The organism is Rhodococcus sp. CH91, assembly GCF_022554085.1.
Lineage (GTDB): Bacteria > Actinomycetota > Actinomycetes > Mycobacteriales > Mycobacteriaceae > Rhodococcus.
The window spans coordinates 624,395-642,456 of sequence record NZ_JAKFYR010000002.1 but is presented as its reverse complement, the minus strand read 5'-3'; the positions used below and the strand labels follow the sequence as shown (position 1 = coordinate 642,456).

Annotated in this window: 18 protein-coding genes; 2 read left to right on the top strand and 16 right to left on the bottom strand. The window is 67.8% G+C overall.

Annotated features, from left to right (window positions below):
- Nucleotides 1-14 precede the first annotated feature (14 nt).
- The 7 genes from MOM01_RS06660 to MOM01_RS06630 all read right to left on the bottom strand — a co-directional run bounded on the left by MOM01_RS06660 (nucleotide 15) and on the right by MOM01_RS06630 (nucleotide 7,782).
- Nucleotides 15-1,199: an acyl-CoA dehydrogenase family protein gene (locus MOM01_RS06660; protein ID WP_241384590.1), complete on the bottom strand. Its 1,185-nt coding sequence runs from the start codon at nucleotides 1,197-1,199 to the stop codon at nucleotides 15-17.
- 57 nt (nucleotides 1,200-1,256) lie between these two features.
- A complete protein-coding gene (locus tag MOM01_RS06655) occupies nucleotides 1,257-1,541 on the bottom strand; it encodes a hypothetical protein (protein ID WP_241384589.1) in 285 nt (94 codons plus the stop codon).
- 81 nt (nucleotides 1,542-1,622) lie between these two features.
- Nucleotides 1,623-2,633, bottom strand: a complete 1,011-nt coding sequence (locus tag MOM01_RS06650; RefSeq protein WP_241384588.1) for an ABC transporter substrate-binding protein — start codon at nucleotides 2,631-2,633, stop codon at nucleotides 1,623-1,625.
- Nucleotides 2,634-2,770: 137 nt separating this feature from the next.
- A complete protein-coding gene (locus MOM01_RS06645; RefSeq protein WP_241384587.1) occupies nucleotides 2,771-4,024 on the bottom strand; it encodes an acyl-CoA dehydrogenase family protein in 1,254 nt (417 codons plus the stop codon).
- Nucleotides 4,025-4,262: 238 nt separating this feature from the next.
- Nucleotides 4,263-5,432 (bottom strand): amidohydrolase family protein, encoded by a 1,170-nt coding sequence (locus MOM01_RS06640; RefSeq protein ID WP_241384586.1) that lies wholly within the window; start codon nucleotides 5,430-5,432, stop codon nucleotides 4,263-4,265.
- Between the two features lie 121 nt (nucleotides 5,433-5,553).
- Nucleotides 5,554-6,771 carry a CaiB/BaiF CoA transferase family protein gene (locus tag MOM01_RS06635; RefSeq protein ID WP_241384585.1) on the bottom strand — a complete coding sequence of 406 codons (1,218 nt, stop codon included), beginning with the start codon at nucleotides 6,769-6,771 and terminating at the stop codon, nucleotides 5,554-5,556.
- A 204-nt stretch (nucleotides 6,772-6,975) separates the two neighbouring features.
- The gene (locus MOM01_RS06630) at nucleotides 6,976-7,782 is read right to left on the bottom strand and encodes an SDR family NAD(P)-dependent oxidoreductase (RefSeq protein ID WP_241384584.1); all 807 of its coding nucleotides are present in this window, start codon (nucleotides 7,780-7,782) and stop codon (nucleotides 6,976-6,978) included.
- 141 nt (nucleotides 7,783-7,923) lie between these two features.
- On the opposite strand from MOM01_RS06630, the gene MOM01_RS06625 reads away from it, so the two are divergent.
- Together MOM01_RS06625 and MOM01_RS06620 are read left to right on the top strand one after the other, a co-directional pair.
- Complete coding sequence (locus MOM01_RS06625) at nucleotides 7,924-8,712, top strand: FadR/GntR family transcriptional regulator (RefSeq protein ID WP_241384583.1); 789 nt, start codon at nucleotides 7,924-7,926, stop codon at nucleotides 8,710-8,712.
- 232 nt (nucleotides 8,713-8,944) lie between these two features.
- Nucleotides 8,945-9,664, top strand: coding sequence for an SDR family NAD(P)-dependent oxidoreductase (locus tag MOM01_RS06620; RefSeq protein ID WP_241384582.1), 720 nt, complete (start codon nucleotides 8,945-8,947; stop codon nucleotides 9,662-9,664).
- Nucleotides 9,665-9,727: 63 nt separating this feature from the next.
- On the opposite strand, the gene MOM01_RS06615 is transcribed toward MOM01_RS06620, so the two are convergent.
- From MOM01_RS06615 to MOM01_RS06575, 9 genes are read right to left on the bottom strand one after another with little or no spacing between them, the layout of a single operon-like run.
- The gene (locus MOM01_RS06615; protein WP_241384581.1) at nucleotides 9,728-10,621 is read right to left on the bottom strand and encodes a TIGR03619 family F420-dependent LLM class oxidoreductase; all 894 of its coding nucleotides are present in this window, start codon (nucleotides 10,619-10,621) and stop codon (nucleotides 9,728-9,730) included.
- Between the two features lie 45 nt (nucleotides 10,622-10,666).
- On the bottom strand, nucleotides 10,667-11,782 hold the full coding sequence (locus MOM01_RS06610) for a phosphotransferase family protein (protein ID WP_241384580.1): 1,116 nt from the start codon (nucleotides 11,780-11,782) through the stop codon (nucleotides 10,667-10,669).
- On the bottom strand, nucleotides 11,782-13,071 hold the full coding sequence (locus MOM01_RS06605) for an acyl-CoA dehydrogenase family protein (RefSeq protein ID WP_241384579.1): 1,290 nt from the start codon (nucleotides 13,069-13,071) through the stop codon (nucleotides 11,782-11,784). The genes MOM01_RS06610 and MOM01_RS06605 overlap by 1 nt, the downstream gene beginning before the upstream one ends.
- A 55-nt stretch (nucleotides 13,072-13,126) precedes the next feature.
- Nucleotides 13,127-14,269, bottom strand: a complete 1,143-nt coding sequence (locus MOM01_RS06600; protein WP_241384578.1) for a thiolase family protein — start codon at nucleotides 14,267-14,269, stop codon at nucleotides 13,127-13,129.
- Nucleotides 14,266-14,697 carry a Zn-ribbon domain-containing OB-fold protein gene (locus tag MOM01_RS06595; protein WP_241384577.1) on the bottom strand — a complete coding sequence of 144 codons (432 nt, stop codon included), beginning with the start codon at nucleotides 14,695-14,697 and terminating at the stop codon, nucleotides 14,266-14,268. Before MOM01_RS06595 ends, MOM01_RS06600 begins: the two co-directional genes overlap by 4 nt.
- Complete coding sequence (locus MOM01_RS06590) at nucleotides 14,694-15,176, bottom strand: Zn-ribbon domain-containing OB-fold protein (protein WP_241384576.1); 483 nt, start codon at nucleotides 15,174-15,176, stop codon at nucleotides 14,694-14,696. Before MOM01_RS06590 ends, MOM01_RS06595 begins: the two co-directional genes overlap by 4 nt.
- Nucleotides 15,173-16,360 (bottom strand): thiolase C-terminal domain-containing protein, encoded by a 1,188-nt coding sequence (locus MOM01_RS06585; RefSeq protein ID WP_241384575.1) that lies wholly within the window; start codon nucleotides 16,358-16,360, stop codon nucleotides 15,173-15,175. The genes MOM01_RS06590 and MOM01_RS06585 overlap by 4 nt, the downstream gene beginning before the upstream one ends.
- Nucleotides 16,361-16,404: 44 nt before the next feature.
- Nucleotides 16,405-17,220, bottom strand: coding sequence for an SDR family NAD(P)-dependent oxidoreductase (locus MOM01_RS06580; protein ID WP_241384574.1), 816 nt, complete (start codon nucleotides 17,218-17,220; stop codon nucleotides 16,405-16,407).
- Nucleotides 17,217-18,044: a mycofactocin-coupled SDR family oxidoreductase gene (locus MOM01_RS06575; protein WP_241384573.1), complete on the bottom strand. Its 828-nt coding sequence runs from the start codon at nucleotides 18,042-18,044 to the stop codon at nucleotides 17,217-17,219. The genes MOM01_RS06580 and MOM01_RS06575 overlap by 4 nt, the downstream gene beginning before the upstream one ends.
- Nucleotides 18,045-18,062 lie beyond the last annotated feature (18 nt).

Here is an 18,062-nt window from a genome sequence, read left to right as displayed (position 1 = left end):
CCGACCATCGGAGATCAGGGCTCGGTGGCGAACAGGGCGGCTGCCGGTTCGCGGACGGGTTCAGTGGACGGGGTGCCGCCTTCCCGGTCTGCGCGGCCGGTCGCGAGCCGATACAGCCGCTGTGCGTGTTCGTCGGCGGTGCCCCACAGCACGCTCGAGCTCAGGGCCCGGCGGTAGTACAGGTGGGCGGTGTGTTCCCAGGTGAAGCCGATGCCCCCGTGCACCTGGACGTTGGTCGCCGTGGCAAGGCCGGCGGCGTCCCCGCAGGCGAGCGCCGCGATGGCTGCCGCCTCGGCGAGATCGTCGGCGGTGCCCTCCTCGACCGCCCACACCGCGTGGGCCACAGCGGAGTCCGCGAGTTCGACGGCCACGGCCACTTCGGCGAGCATGTGCTTGACGGCCTGGAACTCGCCGATGACGCGGCCGAACTGGACGCGTTCCTTCGCGTAGGCGACCGCGGCATCGAGACAGGTACGGGCGACGCCGAGACTGTCGCAGGCCAGCGCCACAAGCGCGTGGTCGCGAACACGAGTGGGTTCGGGCCGGTCGGTGAGCAGAGTGGCCGGGGTGGTCTCGGCGCGGACACGTGCCAGGCTCCGGGTGGCGTCGGTGGTCTCCATCGGTTCGACCGCCAGGTGGGCACGGTCGACGGCGTAGAGGCCCAGGGTCCCGTACCGGTCGACGGCGTGGATCAGGAGCGTATCCGCCACGGCCGCATCGAGAACGAACTCCGCCGAGCCCTCGAGGGCCGCACCGTCGTCGCCGACGACGACCCGGAAGGTGCCCTCACCGGGTGAAGCCATCTCATCCCCGGGGACCACGATGGCGACGATCCTCGTTCCCGATGCGATCTCCTCGAGGAGGGCGCGGGCGACGGGATGCTCCGCGCAGCGCGCGAGAGCGGTGGCGGCGATGACGCTGCCCAGCACCGGGACGCGGGTCAGTTCCGCGCCGAGGGTTTCGAGGGCGGCCGCCACGGTGGCGTAGGAGGTTCCGAGTCCACCGAATGCTTCCGGGACGGCGAGGGCGCCGACTCCGATCTCGCGGCCGAGCACGGACCACAGATCGTGATCGAGGGGACCGTCGCGGTAGACCCGCTCGGACCGTCCGTCGGCCGGGTCGGCTCTGCCGACGGCGACCCGGATGGTGTCGACGAGGAGTGCCGTGTCCTCTGCGCCGACCGCGCTCGAGAGAATCATGCTGTCGCCTTTCCTGGGGATGCCGGGTGTGGGCTGCTGCCCGGCGTCGGGGTCTGCTCAGTCCGAGGACGGGAGGGGGCGCGCCTGCTTCTCGGCGAGCACTGCGTCGCCGATCACCAGGGGGCCGGCGCCGGGCCGTACACACAGCACCTCGATTCCCCCACCCTCGTATCGCTTCCCGATCAGCAGTCCCGGATTCGTCGCTACGGGGGCGTCCGGTGCAGCGTCGGCGGCCATCGGTTCTCCCCCGCACAACAGGGGTCCGGTCACGCTGTCGTCCACACGGACGACGACGACTTCGGCGCCGCACACGGGGCTCTTGAGACGTTCTCCGACCTTCATGTTTTTTCCTCTCGTGTCCGGGACCCGATCGATCACCGGAGGCTCGCCGGGCGCCGGGTGCGGCGCCACCGGCGGTGGTGGTTACTGACTGGAGCCGAACAGTTGCGCGAACTCGGCCCGGAACGTCTCGGTGTCGCCGGCGGTGACGATCCGGCTGTTGACCCAGATGTCGTCCGCGGTCGTCGCAGCCGTGGAGATGTCGGGCAGCACGGATCCGGCGCGGTCGGCAACGGCTTCCTGCCCGGCCTTTGTCACCAGGAAGTTCGCGAACAACTGTGCGGCGTTGGGATGCGGCGCGTTCGCCAGGATCCCGGTGAAGAAGGGGGCACCGAAGACCGGTGAGGGTAGACCGGAATCGACGGGAGCACCGGCTTCCTTCTCCGCGGTGAGCGGCATGGTGTAGATGGCCGCGGCGATCTCACCGGAGGTCAGCGCCTGGGCCATCGCCTGCGCGCCCGGATAGGTGCGGGGCTTCTGACCGGCGAGCTTCTCGACGAAGTCGGGTGAGACCGTGTCTTGCAGGAAGTCGTAGAAGTCCACGATGGCGGACGAGACCGGAAGCATCACGCCGATCTTCCCGTCCGCCAGCGAGGGATCGAGCAGGTCCTCATACCCGTCGACGCCGTCCGGGACCCGGCCGGTGTTCCAGCCGTAGGTGAGGACCGCAGCCGACGAGAGGAAGATCCGGTCGTCGTCGCGCAGGAACTTCTCGCGGTCGAACTCGGCGGCACCGAAAGCGGGGCCGGTGACCGGGACGAAGTCCTCCTCTGCCAGGCGCGTGTCCGCCCAGGGCCGGGAGGCGGTGGCGATGACGTCCGCCGTGTGACGACCGGTTTCCGCCTCCGCCGCCAGTTTGGTCTGGAGGTTGGCGTCGTTGTCGCGGACGATCTCGACCTCGATGCCGTACGCCGACTCGAATCGGGAGGCGAGCTCCTGGAGGTTGTCCGTCGGCTGGCCGGTGAAGTAGGTGACCGAACCCTCCTGCCGGGCGGCCTCGACCAGTTCGTCCCAGGCACTGTCGCCGGCAGGACCGAGATCCTCGGCGGACACCTCGGTGGCACCGGAGCTGCACGCAGCGACTGCGAACGTCACTGCAGCGATGCTGATTCCGGCAATCGAGCGGCGAAGCGACGGAAATCTCATGACAGACCTTTCGGGGTTTTCTGGAAGAGTCGAGCGACCGTGCGCCGGGAGCGCAAGGGGGCGGTGCGCCGGGACGGCGGGGGTGCTCAGCTTCCGGAGGTGGCGCGGTCGTGGACGCGAGTGCGCGCCTCACGCCAGGTCAGGCCGCGGTCTGCACGAGCCTCCGCGGGGAGACCCAGCAGGCGCTCGGCGACGATGTTGCGCTGGATCTGATCCGATCCGCCGGCGATGCTGTAACCGGGGGCGCCGAGAACGTGCGCATTCCATTCGTAGGTACCGGGAATGCCTGCGTCGGCGACGAGATTGCGCCCCAACACCGTTCGTGCCGCAGCGGAGACCGCGGCAAGTTTGTCGACCCACTGGATCTTGCGGACGGATCCGATCGCCGAGGGGGCGGCCCCGCCGTCACGGGCCTGACGGTCACGCAGCAGGTCCACCGCGGCGAGCTGCTGGCGCAGGTACACCCGGGCCAATTGCTCGCGTACACGCGGATCCTCGTCGCGCCCGAGGCGCCGGGCCGTGGCGACGAGCTGGGCGAACTGCCCGCCGACGTTCGCCGTGTTGGAGCCGCCTTCGCGTTCGAAGGCGAGTGTGGTCAGGGCGACTGACCATCCCTTACCCGCCTCCCCGAGACGAAGGCTGTCGGGGATGCGGACCCGGTCGAGGAAGACCTCGTTGAAGCTGCTGCCCCCGGACATCTGGCGGATCGGGCGGATCTCGACACCGGGCGCGTCGAGGGGAACCAGGAATGCGGTCATGCCCTGATGCTTGGGCTGGTCGGGATCGGTGCGGGCGATGAGTTCACCCCACTCGGCGAACTGCGCTCCCGACGTCCAGACCTTCTGTCCCGAGACGATCCAGTCGTCGCCGTCCCGCACGGCGCGAGTTCCGAGATTCGCGAGGTCGGATCCGGCCTCGGGCTCGGAGAACAGTTGGCAGGCGAGCAGTTCGCCGCGCAGCATCCGCGGAAGGAAGTGCTGCTTCTGCTCGTCGGTACCGAGAAGCCTGATGGTGGGAGCGATGAGATGCAGGGTGACCGAGACGAGTTCGTGCGGCGGGAGCGGGCACAATTCGTTCTCGATACGCGCGAAGGCCTCCGCGATCTCGGTTCCCGCTTCGGTGCCGCCGTACTCGCTCGGCCATCCGAGCGCACCGTAACCGGCGTCGAACTTCTCGCGCTGCCAACTGCGGTGGCGGTCGAGGAGCGCTCGCTCCTCGTCTTCGGGGAGATCATGGAAGACCGAGACGTCGTACTCGTCGTCGCGGACGGTGAACGCCAGACGGGCCAGGGTGTCGGTCACCCAGGCGCGGGCACGGGTCTCGAATTCCGAGAGGGACATGAATACTCCACTGGCTGAGACTGTCCGCAGTGGAACAGTCGGGCTACTGGTCGGTCCGCGGCCGGTGGCAGGAACTACCCGCTCGGCATCCATTGGGAACATACGCATATTAACGGAGATTTATGTCACAGTCCAGCGGCGCGAGAGATCCATGTCACCGGCCGGTCGCCGGGGATCTGTCGCGGACCGTCGGCGCCGGCCCACCCGTCGGGGGGACCGGCACCCGGGGACCGGGACGTCAGTCGAGGTTGTACAGGGCCGCAGCGTTGTCGTGGAGGATCTTGCGTGCATCCGCCTCCGACAGGTGCGCGAAATTACGGCGCAGATAGTCGTCCGGGCGGACGGCGTCACTCGCCGGCCCAGGAGACATCGACGTGGGGTGGGGGTAGTCGGTCTCGTAGAGGACATTGCCGGCCCCGAGCTGCTCGATCGCGCTGCGTGCGGAGTCCTGCTCGAACCAGAAGCAGCCGTAGATCTGCCGCTTGAAGTACTCGCTGGGCAGCAGTTCGTACTTCGGGTGCTCCTTGTGCACGCCACTGTTCCGCCACTGCCAGTCCATACCTTCGAGCGCGAACGGCATCCAGCCGATACCCGATTCGACGGAGACGAACTTCAGTTCCGGGAAGCGATCACAGATGCCGCCGAAGATGAGCTGGGAGATCGTGCGGGCATTGTCCATGAAGAACGAGATGCCCATCATCCCGTAGTTGGCTGCCACGCCGTTGCTCTCGTGCCCGAAGCCACTCAGATCGACCTCCCCCGAGGCGATGTGGAAGTTGATCGGCAGCTTCTTCTCCTGCGCGGAGGCCCACAGCCGGTCCCAATACGGATCGGTCAGCACCGGCAGCCCGAAGGCGGCCGGATTCTGCGTGAACACCAGGCCCTTGTGGCCCGCGGCCGCGACGCGCTCGATCTCGGCGAGGGTGGCGTCCATGTCCCAGAAGGGCAGGATGCCCACCGGGACGTAGCGGCCGGGCGCGAACTGCGCCCACTCGGTGAGGTAGTCGTTGTAGGCACGGACACATTCGAGCTGCAACTCGTTGGAGCCGTTGGACTGCAACGTCTTCTGACTGAAGACTGCGACATTCGGGTACAGGATCTGCGCGTGGATGCCGTAGTCGTCCATGAGTGCCAGGCGCTTGCCCGGATCCCACGAACGCGGATCGGTGTCGACGAAGCGCGGCGGGCAGCTCGGCGGGTATTCGTGCCAGCCGGCCATCGCCGGGGAACCGACGGCGCTCATCCGGGTACCGGAGACGAACCATGCCTCGTCACCGCGCTGCTCGTCCCACCGCACGTGGGGCACGAGATCGCCCCACTTCTTCGACATCCGGGACGTCCACAGGTCCGGCGGTTCGACGACGTGCGTATCGGTGTCGATGATCTTGATATCTCGAAGGTCGTACACGAGAACTCCTCCTTGTGGAGATAGGGAAGCGAAACTGTCGGTGCGCGAGTGCGCGAGTGCGCGGGAAGGGCGGCGGCCTCCGGCCGCAACGGGAAGCTCCGTTCGATCGAGCGGAGACGCTCTACTTGATCGCGCCGGCGATCTTGAGTTCGACGATGCGGTCCCAGTCGAGACCGTGCTCGAGCAGCACCTCGTCGGTGTGTTCCCCGTGGCGGGGAGCCCGCGTCAGCGTCGGGACCTGCCCGCCGAAGGAGGTCGGCGCCGTCACCATGTCCAGGCTCCGCCCGTCCTCGTACTCGACCGTGCGAACGAAGCCGTTCGCCAGGGCCTGCGGATCGGACAACACGTCGAGGGGCTTGCGGAAGACGTCCCACTGGCCTTCCTGCTTGCCGAGGATGTCGGTCCATTCGGCCAGAGTGCGCTGTTCGAAGACCTCCGTGAGGATCGTCGTGCACTCACGGGAATTGCGCGCACGATCCTCGAAGGTCGCGAAGCGCGGATCGTCGATCAGGTGGGACAGGCCGATCGCCTCACACAGACCCGGCCAGAACTTCTGGCTCTGCAGCAGCGCGAGATGGATGTAGCGGCCGTCGCTCGTCCGGTAGATGTTCGAGACGGGGTTGACCGGATTGTGCCGGTCGGGATACGGCAACTCGTCGGCGCCGACCATCTGGCAGCCCGCGATCGTCGCCTGCATCGCCCAGGCACCGACGGAGAACAGCGACGTGTCCACGACGATGCCCTCTCCGGTACGTTCGCGGTGCAGGAGTCCGGCCGCGATTCCACCGGCCAGGGCCATGCCGCTCTGGGAGTCACCGAAGGCGGGTCCCGGCATGTTGGCAGGCCAGTCCAGGTCGTCCGGGGCGATGGAACCGGCGGCACCCGAGCGCGCCCAGTAGGTGATGCCGTCGAAACCGCCCTTGTCGCTGTCCGGACCGGCCACGCCCTGCGCGGTACCCCGTGCGTACACGATCCGCGGATTGCGCGCGAGGATGTCCTCGACGTCGATACCGAGTTTGGCGCGTGCATCGGGCAGGAAGTTCGTCATGAAGACGTCGGCGGATTCGACGAGCTTCATGAGGACCTCGCGGCCCTCGGGGTGGGCGATGTCCAGTGCGACGGCACGCTTTCCGCGGTTGTTGATCTCGAACAGGCTCGCGATGCCGTCGACCTGGGCGGGGACGCCCCAGGCCGCGGTGGACCTGGTGGGGTCGCCGAAATCCGAGTGCTCGATCTTGACGACGTCGGCTCCCCAGTCAGAGAGGATCGCCGCCGCCGAGGGGACGAACGCGTACAGCGCCACCTCTACGACCTTGATCCCGTTCATCACTGTGGTCATCGAGTGTTTCTCCTTCGTCGTCTCACGGCCGCGAGAGGCCGTGCACAGGGTGGGAAGTGAGCGCCGAACGACTCCGTCGGATGCGGGTCGGAGATTCGGCGGAAGCTCGAACGCGAGCGGAAACACCACAACTATAGCAATGTTTTGTGCGTTGTACATCACAATTTTTCGGGAGGCCGCGAGGTGCCGCTGTGCAGGATGGGGTCAGTAGAGCGACTCACCCCCGTCCACCACGAGATTCGTGCCGGTGACGAACGCAGAGTCCGGACTCGCGAGATACAGTGCGGCAGCGGCCATGTCCGCCGGCGTGCCGGCCCGGCCCATGGGGACCGTCGCGGCCCGCTCATCGAACAGGTTGTTGCGGTCCTGGGCGAGAGGGGTCGCGGTGATGCCGGGCGACAGTGCATTGACGCGCACCCCCGTCGCCGCGAGCTCGTAGGCGGTGAGACGGACGAGCTGATTGAGCCCGGCCTTCGAAGTGCCGTAGGGAACGAGCGAGGGCCGCGCGCCGAGGGCCCGGATAGAGGAGACGACGATGATGGACCGGTTCTCGTCCGTGCGCTCGACCATCGATCGCGCTGCCGCCTGTACACAGAGGAATGTCCCCGTCAGGTTCAGCTCGATGCAGTCCCGCCACTGCTGCGCGGTGAGTTCGAGGAAGGGAACCACACTCCCGCTCCCGGCATTGGCGACGAGGACGTTGAGCGGCCCGTTCCGGCCCTCCGCAGTCTCGAACATCGCGGTGATCGAGTCCGCGTCGCTGATGTCCGCGACGACACCGGAGACCCGATTCGAGTCTCCGCACTGCATCCGTAGTCTCTCGACCGCCGCGTCGAGCACCCCGGGCCGGCGAGCAGCGAGGGAGACGGTCGCGCCCGCGTCGAGCAGACGCTCGGCGATCCCGTAGCCGATCCCCTCACTTCCCCCGGTGACGAGCACGTGCTGGCCCGCGAGAACCCTTACGCCCGTATTCGTCGTCGACTTTTCCGGTGAACATGTGTCCCGAGTCATAGACAGTGGTATAGCATCAACCAACCGAAACATACATATATTTGTGGAGTAGCCTCGATCGTGGAGCTCCCTCCCTATACTCGGCCGCACGCTCACCCCGCTCGGCCGAGTACGGGTCCCTGCACAGACGACGAGGACACCATGACGCGCAACTTCACGAACTCGCAGTCGGATACCGCCGCGCGCCGGCGCGCGGTAGCCATGACTCGCAACGAGAAGGTCTCGCGCACCGTGGCACGCATGGTCGCCAAGGAGATCGCAGATCGGCAACTGGCTCCCGGTTCCGCTCTCGAGGCCGAGTCCGAGATGGCGCGGCGCTTCGGCGTCGGACGCGCCTCCGTGCGCGAGGGGTTGCGCCTACTCGAGGCCCAGGGCCTGGTGACGGTACGACAGGGACTCGGTGGCGGACCGATCGTCTCCGAACCCACGGGGAGCGAGTTCGGCGACACCCTGTCGATGTATCTGCAGGCGAAAGGCATTCGATTCCGTGAGGTGGCCGAGGCCGCACTGGAGATGGAGGGGCTCGCCGCCGCGATGCTCGCCGACCGTGTCGCGGCCGGCGAGGACATCGACCTGGACGTTCTCGCCGGCAAACACATCGCGCCCGAGATGACGAACGACGAAGTCATCGACACGGCCGTCGGATTCCACGAGACACTGCGGGAGATGTCCGGCAATTACGTCCTCACTCTCACCGGGTCCGCACTCGCACACATCTACACCTTCCGCATGCTCGAGGCTCACCCCGATGTCTGGGACGACGAGGAGCGCGAAGGCTTCGAGGGGCCGCACAAGGCGATCCACAGCGCGATCGCCGCAGGCGACTCCGAAGGCGCCCGTCGCCTCGCACGGGAACACATGCGCGAAGTGATCGACCGCCTTTCCGCCCTCAACCCCAGAATGCTGGACGAGCGCGTGGATTGGCGCTGAGCACTCCCCTGCCGAGCACGCCCATCGGGATTCCGGTCCGCATCGCCACCGCGCTCGGGCAGGCCACCCGCCTTCGATCAACGAAGACCGCCTCTACGATTCGCAGGGTGACGTAGGCCACTGAACGCGGTATGCTCGCGAACATACGAAATATGGCTATGTTTTCGGTCATCGTGTTCCTCTCCGTCTTTCCAGGACGGCAGCCACCCTCCCGGCATCGAAAGGCCTCGTCATGAGCGAACTTTCCCTCACACCTGGTTCCGTCGTCGTCACCGGCGGAACCGGCGGTCTCGGCACCGCAGTCACCGAACGCCTCCTGGCGACCGGCTCGCGGGTCGTCGTTCCCTGGTACGACGAGGCCGAAACCGAGCGACTGGCGCCCCACCCCGACCTCGTGCTCGTCGAAGCCGATCTGTCCGACGAAAACGATGTGGAGCGGATCGTCGGCCTCGCCGGCGGGGACGAATCCCGGCCGCTGACCGGACTGGTCAACCTCGTCGGAGGCTTCCACTCGGGCAGCCGCGTCCACGAAACCCCCGTCGACGTGCTCGACGCCCAACTCTCTCTCAACCTGCGGATCGCCTACCTCGTCACCCAGGCGGCGCTGCCCGAACTCATCCGGCGCGGCGGTGGTTCGGTCGTGTGCATCGGTTCGGCGGCCGCGACACACCCCTTCCCGGGAGCCGCCGGTTACATCGCCTCCAAAGCCGCTGTGGCAGCGCTGGTCCAGAGCCTGGCGGTCGAGTACGCACCCGATTCGATCCGCGTCAACGGCCTGGTGCCGTCGATGATCGACACCCCCGCCAACCGGCAGGCCATGCCTGACGCCGATACCTCCTCGTGGGCCCGCCCGGCCGACCTCGCCGAGATCATCGCGTTCCTCCTGAGCGACGCCTCCCGCTCGGTCACCGGCGCGCTGATCCCCGTCACCGGCACCACCGCCGGTCACTGACCACGCACCTCGTGAACGACGAGGACCCCGCGGCCGACGCCGCGGGGTCCTCTCGTACTCGGTTCAGCGGAGGACCGCAGGAGACCGCACCCCGAGCCGGTCCGCGAGAGCCGCCAGGTTCTCGCGGCGCTCCGCGACAGTCGCACCCCTCCACCCTGCATCCGCCCAGACGACGAGATCGTCGACTCCGCGTTCTCGATAACGCTCGAGATCGGCCGCGGTGGTCGCCTCGGTGACCTCGACCCGCACGTAACACGGGAACTCCGCATTCGCGCCCATGCCCAGTCGGTGCCGGCGCAGGATGCCCACCGCCTCGACAGCCTCCTCGAAGGTCGGTGTGCCCGAGGAGATCCAGGCGTCACCCAGGCGCGCCGCACGCGCGAGCGCACGAGGACCGTTGCCTCCGTAGACGACCGGCACGGTTACAGGTCGAGGATGCACTCGCACTTCGTCGAACCGGTAGTGAGTGCCCTCGTGCGAGAACGACTCACCGCCCCACGCCTTGCGCAGGATCTCCACACACTCGTCGGTACGCGAGAAGCGCTTACCGAAGGGCACATCGAGCGCGGCGAACTCTTCCGCGAGCCAACCGGCACCGACGCCGAAGAGCAGCCGGCCGCAGCTGATCTCCTGGACGGTGATCGTGCTCCGCGCGGTGTGCAGAGGATGGCGCAGAGCCGTGACATACACGGCCGTGCCGAGCTTCACGCGCTCGGTGATCGCCGCGATCGCCGCGTGCAGGGCGAGCGGATCGGTGAGCTCGGTGGTGTCGTCGACGATCGGCCCCGAATGGTGCTGCCGGGTTCCCGTCGACGGATGTTCGCTCGCGTACGTGGCCGGGTGCAGCACGTGCTCCCCCAGCCACAGGGCGTCGAATCCGAATTCGTCCGCGGCGCGGGCGAGATCGAGCGCGTCGTGGGGGGTGATTCCGTAGGTGCACAGTCCGATGGTGGGCACGGCCTCTCCTCGAGGTCTCGGGGCGGAAACGGGCAGGATCGCCGCTCAGGCAGGAAGCAGACCGAGCGCTCGGCGCGCGAGCGGCGCGACGAATTCCCCTCGCTGTCCCATTCGCGGATCGGTGGTTTCGCCCCGGACGAACCGCGCGTAGAGCTGCTGCAGGATGACCACGGTCTTCCAGCAACCGAAGGCCTCGTACCAGTCGATGCGCGAGAGGTCGAGATCGCTGCCCGCTGCGTAGCGCTCGACGATCTCCGCCCGCGACGGTAGATCGAGTGCATGCATGCCGGGTACGACGATGAACGCCGTGTCCGAGGCGGGCTCCACGGTCCGGTCCGGCCAGTAGTTGAGCAGGGTACCCAGATCCACGAGCACGTCGCCGGTGGTGGCCATGTCCCAGTCGAACACCGATTTCACCCGGTCGGGATCGCCGTGCGGGAACTGGCAGTTGTCGACCTTGTAATCGTTGTGCACGATCCCCGCCCGCCGGCTCGCGGGAATGTCGGCTCGGATCCGACGGCCGACCTCCTCGACGAGGTCGGCGACATCCCGTCCCGGTGCGTACTCGGCGACCGCGTCCCAACGCGCCGACCAACCGGCCACCTGCCGTTCCAGATATCCCTCCGGCCGGCCGAGATCGGCGAGATCGCACGACGCCGGGTCGACGGCGTGCAGATCCGCGAGCGCATCGACCACCGCGAAACCGATCCGCCGACCCGCATCGGCGTGGTGTGCCATCGAGTCCGGGATCTCGTCCCAGACCACCACCCCTTCGCGGTATTCGGAGACGAAGAACTCCGCCCCCACCACATCCGTGTCCGCGCAGTGCAACAACGCACGAGGAGCCCGGTCGTAGGCCCGGTACAGGCGGGACAGCACCCGATGCTCGCGCGTCATGTCGTGTGCGCCGCGCGCGATCTGCCCGAAGGGTGGTCGGCGCACGACCAGCAGCCGGTCCCCGAACGCGACCCGATAGGTCAGATTCGCAGAGCCACGCGGGAACTGCAGCACGGAGAATTCCCCGTGGAGTCCGTCGATGTGCGCGCGCAGGTAGATCTGGAGCGCGTCCCAGTCGAGCTCCTCACCGGGACGAACGGGGGCGACCTCGACACGCGGTTCCTCCGCGCCTTCGGCGCGCGACTCTTCCGCGATGCCCGTCATCACTGCACCCCCAGCGCCGGCAGCCCGAACTTCGCCTCCGCTGCGGCGTCCTGAGCGAGCAGGTGGGTCGTGGGGAACAGCCCCGGGGCCGGCGTCGCCGTCTTCAGCAGCTGTTTGGCGATCTGCTGCTTGTGCAGTTCGGTCGCGCCGTCCGCCAGGCCCATGTGGTAGCTCTCGAGCAACCACTTGCCGAACGGCATCTCGGTGGAGATACCGAGCGAGCCGTGCAGCTGGATCGCGCGGGAGACGACATTGTTGAGCACCTTCGGCATCGCCATCTTCACGGCGGAGATGTCGGCGATGACCTTCTTGTAGTCGTCGAGCTGATCGATCTTCCACGCCGTGCGCAGCACGAGGAGGCGGAACTGCTCGAGCTCGACCCACGACTCGGCGATCATGTCCTGTACCAACTGCATGTCCGCGAGCGAACGGCCACGCGTCTGCCGCGAGACGGCACGCTCGAGCATCATGTCCAGCGATGCCTTGACCAGGCCGACCGTGCGCATCGCGTGGTGGATCCGTCCGCCGCCGAGACGCGTCTGCGCGACTGCGAAACCCTCTCCCTCCTCCCCGAGCAGGTGGTCGGCCGGGACCCGCACGTCGGTGTACCGGATGTAGGCGTGCGTGCCCTCGGACTCCTGGTGACCCCACACACCGACGTTCCGGACGATCTCGATGCCGGGCGTATCCATCGGAACGACGAACATCGACGCGCGCTTCGTCCGGGGAGCCTCGGGGTCGGTCACGGCCATCACGATGAGGAAGGACGAGAACCGCGCATGCGAGGAGAACCACTTCTCCCCGTTGATGACGTAGTGGTCGCCGTCGCGCACCGCGCGGGTGACGAAGCTGGTCGGATCGGACCCGCCCTGGGGTTCGGTCATCGAGTAGCAGGAGGCGATCTCGCCGTCGATGAGCGGCTGCAGGTAGCGTTCCTTCAGTTCCGGGGTGCCGTAGTGCGCGAGGATCTCGGCGTTACCGGAATCCGGTGCCTGGCAGCCGAACACCACCGGACCACTGTGGGTGGCGCCGAGGATCTCGTTGAGCAACGCGAGCTTGAGCTGCCCGTAACCCGGACCACCGAGCTTCGGGCCGAGATGACAGGCCCACAGGCCTTTCTCCCGCACGATCTGCTGCAGAGGACGGATGAGCTTGTTGCGTGTCGGATCGGTCACGTCCCAGGCGTGTTCGATCACGCGGTCGACGGGTGCCACTTCCTCGTCCACGAAGGTCTGCACCCAGTCCAGCTTCTCCTGGAACTCCGGGTCCGTTTCGAAATCCCATGCCATGTCGATCGTCTCCTACCGTGTGATGAAAGTTCTCGTCGGCGATGCGGTCGCCGATTCAGCGTGTGAGGACGGTGCACGCGCTGATGCCCGGTGCCCCGTACACGTGGGTGAATCCGACCTTGGGGCCGCCCGGCACCTGCCGGTCCCCCGCCGCACCGCGCAGCTGTACGACGTTCTCGTAGACCTGACGCAGACCGGTCGCGCCGATCGGTTCCCCGTTCGCGATGCACCCGCCGTCGGTGTTGACCGGGATCGCCCCGCCGATCTCGGTGGCTCCGGAGCGGATGAGCGTCTCCTGCTCACCGTGTTTGCACAGGCCCGTCTCCGCCAGGTGCATGATCTCCGCACCGGCCTCGGTGTCCTGGATCTGCGCCACGTCGATGTCGCCCGGGTCGATTCCCGCTGCCTCGAAGGCGGCGCGGGAGGCAGTCACTGTCGGACCGTCGGCACGATCGGGTGAGATCCAGGGGCTGAAGACCTCGAACGAACCGAACAACCGTGAGCGCAGTTCGGCGGCTTCGAGGAATACGGGGGTGTCGGTGTACCGGTGGGCGCGGTCGGCGCGGGCGAGCACGAGCGCGACCCCACCTTCGGCCGGGGAGCAGAACATGTACTGCGTGAGCGGGTCGTTGACCATCGTCGACCCGGTGATCTCCTCCTCGGTGAGCGGCGTGCGCCGCCACGCGTGTGGGGCGAGCGAGCCGTTCCGGAAGGCCTTCGCCGCGACGGTAGCCAAGAGAGATTTCGGCAGTCCGTGCTCGACGAGATAGCGCTGGATTTTCATGGCGAAGAACTGGGTGGTGACCATCATCCCGGTCTCGCCGTACCAGCGGCCGAGCCCGTTGTCCTCGGGACGAGGATTGAACGCTCCCCGGGGATGTTTGTCGAAACCGACGACCAGGCCGAGATCGGACTCGCCGGATCGGATGCGGCTCACCGCCGAGGTCAGCGCGCTGCCACCGGTGGCACACCCGTTGGAGACGTTGACGAACGGCAGGCCGGTGAGCCCGAGGGTCGACACCAGGGTGTCGGCGTTGCCGGCCGAATCGCTGCCACCGTACGCGAACTGGATGTCCTCGAACTCCACCCCGGCATCGGCCATCGCCTGCCGGGCGGCGTAGGCGCCCTGGTCGAGACCGCTGACACCTTCTGTGCGGCCGAACCGGTGGATGCCGATTCCGACGATCGCGACCTTCATGCCGCCTCCTCCTTGCTCGGTGCGAATGCGAAGGTGACGACCTCGGTGCCGTCCTCGTCGAGGTGGTTGACGATGCGGCACAACCGCATCGGCATCCCGATACGCAGCGCGTCGGGGTCGTTCACGGTGAGCCGGGACTCCACGATCACGTCACCGAGGTCGATGTACCCGACGCCGAAGGGAGTGAAGGGTTCGGTCGTGAGGAACGGCTTCTTCGGTGCGAAGGACTGGACCGTGTAGGACCAGAGCACTCCCGCGGTCGGCAGTACCTCCGGGTTCATCTCCGCAGCCCCGCAGCGGGGGCAGCTCTGCTGGGCCGGGAAGGTGACCGTCGCGCACCGCGCACATCGCGCACCGCGCAGCGCGGCGTCCGGCGTGGCGTCGACGAACAGGCCGGGTTCGAGGAGGCGGGGGGTTGTCGTGGTCATCGTCGCTCCCCGCTTCCGGCGTTCTCGCGGTCGGTGTCGATCTCCCAGACCGGCAGCACGACGGAGTTTCCTGCTGCGTCCTCGCCGAGGTTCTCGAAGGTGCAGCGGACCGGGGTGCCGGCGGTGACGTCCGCGCGACCGGGCAGATTGCCGATCAGGCGCACGCCGGCCTGCTCTCCGTCGAGATCGACGACGATCACGGTGTACGGGACCGGGAACAGCGGGTGCACCTGATGTTCGACGACGGTATGGCTGTACACGGTGCCGGTGTGGGGCGCCGGCCGCCACGACACCTCGGTGCTCGCGCAGTACACGCAGCGCGGCCGCGGCAGGTGGATGCGCCGTCCGCAGTCCTCACAGGTGAGGATCTCGATGCGGCCCTCGGCAGCGGCGGAGAAGAAGCCGGCGCTGCCCCGTTCGGTGACGAGAGGGCGGAGCCGGCCGGTGGTCGCCGCGCTCGCGGCTGCTGCGGCGCTCATGCCGCCACCAGGATCAGTGCCGACGCCGCCGGCGGCGGGGCCGAGGTGACCAGGGAGACCTGTGCACCCTCGACCTGGCTCGTGGAGGTGCCGCGGATCTGCCGCACCCCTTCGACGACGTGGTTCATTCCGTGGATGTATCCCTCGGACATGTGTCCTCCGCTGGTGTTGATCGGTATCGCTCCTCCGAGGTCGATCTGCCCCTCGGCGAGGAAGTCGCCGGTGTCGCCGCGCTTGCAGAACCCGTAGTCCTCGAGCTGGATGAGGGCGGTGATCGAGTAGCAGTCGTAGATCTGGGCGACGTCGATGTCCGCGGGACCGAGACCGGCCCGGCTGTAGAGGGTGTCCTGGCACTCCCGCGACGGCAGGGCGGTGATGTCCTCACGCATGAGCGTCGGGTACATCAGGCCCGGCTGGGGGTGACGGCAGGTCGACATCGCGACCGATCGGATGAGTGCCGGTGTCTGCCGCAGGTCCTGGGCGCGTTCGGCAGTGGTGACGACGACCGCTGCGGCACCGTCGGTCTCGAGGCAGTAGTCGAACAGGCGCAGCGGCGACGACAGCATGCGCGAGTCGAAGTAGTCGTCGAGCGTCATCGTCCGCTCGTACATCTGGGCAGCCGGATTCGCATTGGCACGCTTGCGCGTCACCAATGCGATCTGCGCCAGCTGCTCGGAGGTCAGGCCGGTTTCGGTCATGTAGCGCTGGGCCATGAGCGCGAAGTACTGGCCGGACGACAACAGCCCGTACGGACCGAAGAACTCCTCGAAGGTCTCGTTGCCGCCCACCTCGGGGGTGGCAACCGGTGAGAGACCGAACCGGCGGCCCGAACGGCCGTTGAGCGACCGGAACACGACGACCGTGGTCGCCTGTCCGCTCATGATGGCGGCGACGGCCTGAGCGACCATCGCGGCTGGGCCCGAACCGCCCGGTCCGGCCTCTCCCCAGTAGGTCAGGTGTGGGACACCGAGGCCGTCGGCGAGGGCCGCACACGACACGAGATCCATATCGTTGCGGACGACGCCGTCGACGTCGGCTGGGGTCAGTCCGGCATCCGTGAGGGCCGCCGCGGCGGCCTCGACGGCGAGCGCCGTGACGGAGACACCGGAGTCCTTGGAGAACGCGGTGGTTCCGATTCCTGCGATGGCGCAGGAATCCCTGCGCCAGGTCGGGTCGGTGGACATGTGTGGGTCACCTCTGTGTCGTGCCCGCCGCAGCGGGCGGGGAGTCAATTGGCGGTCAGTCCGCCGTCGGCGGCGATCGCCGCGCCGGTCACGAAGGAGGCGTCGTCGGACAACAGGAAGGCCACCACCGATGCCATCTCCGCCGGGTCCGCCGAACGCCCGAGGGCGGTGTTCTCCACCACCCGGCTGCGCGTCGCCTCGGGCTCGGGGCCCTGCAGCGCCTGCGAGTTCACGCGCAGGCCCGTTCGCACCAGTCCGGGGCACAGGCAGTTCGCCCGGATGTTCCGGTCCGCGTAGCCCATCGCGACCGATCGTGTGAGCTGCAGGACACCCCCCTTGGACGCGTCGTAACCGGGGGTGTTCAGATTCGTGGCCACCAGCGAGGCGACCGAACCGACGGTGACGATCGAACCGCCGCCGGCCGCGAGCAGGTGCGGCAGGGCGGCGCGCAGCGGCAGGAAGGTGCCGGTGAGGTTGACCCGCAGGATGCGTTCCCAATGAGCGAATTCCATCTCGTGGAGCATCGCCGTCCCGTTGATCCCCGCGCACGTCACCACACCGTCGAGACCCCCGAACTCGGTGACCGCGGCAGCCACCGCGTCACCGACCGAGGTCTCGTCGCCGACATCGCATCGCAGCCCCAGTGTCTGCGCACCGGTCTCCGCAACCGAGGCGGACACCGTCTCGGCGGCCTCACCACGAGCATCGGTCACCGCGACCGCCGCGCCCTCGGCGGCCAGTCGCTTCGCGACGGCCTCACCGATGCCGCTTCCCCCGCCGGTCACGAAGATCCGCCGACCTTCGAGTCGGCGCGGCACCCCGGCCGTCTCGGGCCGGATCTCGTTGTCCAGAGCGGTCACAGTCGCACCCCCGCGTCGACCGGCAGTGCCACGCCGGTGATGAATCGCGCTTCGTTCGAGGCGAGGAACAACACGGCGTTGCTCATGTCCTCGGGCGCCACCCAGCCGATACCCATGGGATTGCGGTCCTTGGAACGCTCCCACAGGTCGTCCGGACCCGGGTTCTCGAGATCGGGCCCGAAGATCCGGAAGGTCGCGTCGTTGTGCAGCATCGGGGTCTCCACAGCGCTCGGATTGACCGTGTTGACGCGGATCCCGTGGGGACCGAGTTCGGTGGCCAGAGTCCGCATGAGGCCGACGACACCGCTCTTCGACGCGTTGTAGTGCCCGATGTTGGCCGAGCCGAGCATCGCCTGGATCGAGCTGGTGATGACGATCGATCCGCCACGGCCGGCGCGGATCATCTCCGGCACGACGGCACGGACGGTGTGGAACACGCCGGTGAGGTTGACGTCGAGCATGTCCTGCCATTCGGCATCGCTCAGCTCCCAGGTGGGCCGGAAACCGACGATGCCCGCGTTGGCACAGACGATGTCGATGTGCCCGAAGGTACCGATCGCGTCCGCGACCGCCGCGTCGAGCTGCGACTGGTCCCGGACGTCGGCGACGCGGGACAGGACCCTCCGACCGGTCGCTGCGACGAGCGCCTCGGTCTCCTTCAGATCGTCCCCGGTCGCGAGCGGATACGGCACCGAGTCGATCGACCTGCACACGTCGAGGAGTACGACATCCGCCCCTTCCTCGGCGAGCCGCACGGCGTGCGAGCGTCCCTGGCCGCGGGCCGCACCGGTGATCAGCGCGACCTTTCCTTCAACTCTTCCCATGGGTCTGACTCCTTGTCT

Bases quoted from the DNA above. Each gene is read 5' to 3' on its own strand.
- MOM01_RS06660 (WP_241384590.1), bottom strand. From the start codon at position 1,199: ATGATTCTCTCGAGCGCGGTCGGCGCAGAGGACACGGCACTCCTCGTC.
- MOM01_RS06655 (WP_241384589.1), bottom strand. From the start codon at position 1,541: ATGAAGGTCGGAGAACGTCTCAAGAGCCCCGTGTGCGGCGCCGAAGTC.
- MOM01_RS06645 (WP_241384587.1), bottom strand. From the start codon at position 4,024: ATGTCCCTCTCGGAATTCGAGACCCGTGCCCGCGCCTGGGTGACCGAC.
- MOM01_RS06635 (WP_241384585.1), bottom strand. From the start codon at position 6,771: ATGACCACAGTGATGAACGGGATCAAGGTCGTAGAGGTGGCGCTGTAC.
- MOM01_RS06630 (WP_241384584.1), bottom strand. From the start codon at position 7,782: ATGACTCGGGACACATGTTCACCGGAAAAGTCGACGACGAATACGGGC.
- MOM01_RS06625 (WP_241384583.1), top strand. From the start codon at position 7,924: ATGACGCGCAACTTCACGAACTCGCAGTCGGATACCGCCGCGCGCCGG.
- MOM01_RS06620 (WP_241384582.1), top strand. From the start codon at position 8,945: ATGAGCGAACTTTCCCTCACACCTGGTTCCGTCGTCGTCACCGGCGGA.
- MOM01_RS06610 (WP_241384580.1), bottom strand. From the start codon at position 11,782: ATGACGGGCATCGCGGAAGAGTCGCGCGCCGAAGGCGCGGAGGAACCG.
- MOM01_RS06605 (WP_241384579.1), bottom strand. From the start codon at position 13,071: ATGGCATGGGATTTCGAAACGGACCCGGAGTTCCAGGAGAAGCTGGAC.
- MOM01_RS06600 (WP_241384578.1), bottom strand. From the start codon at position 14,269: ATGAAGGTCGCGATCGTCGGAATCGGCATCCACCGGTTCGGCCGCACA.
- MOM01_RS06595 (WP_241384577.1), bottom strand. From the start codon at position 14,697: ATGACCACGACAACCCCCCGCCTCCTCGAACCCGGCCTGTTCGTCGAC.
- MOM01_RS06590 (WP_241384576.1), bottom strand. From the start codon at position 15,176: ATGAGCGCCGCAGCAGCCGCGAGCGCGGCGACCACCGGCCGGCTCCGC.
- MOM01_RS06585 (WP_241384575.1), bottom strand. From the start codon at position 16,360: ATGTCCACCGACCCGACCTGGCGCAGGGATTCCTGCGCCATCGCAGGA.
- MOM01_RS06575 (WP_241384573.1), bottom strand. From the start codon at position 18,044: ATGGGAAGAGTTGAAGGAAAGGTCGCGCTGATCACCGGTGCGGCCCGC.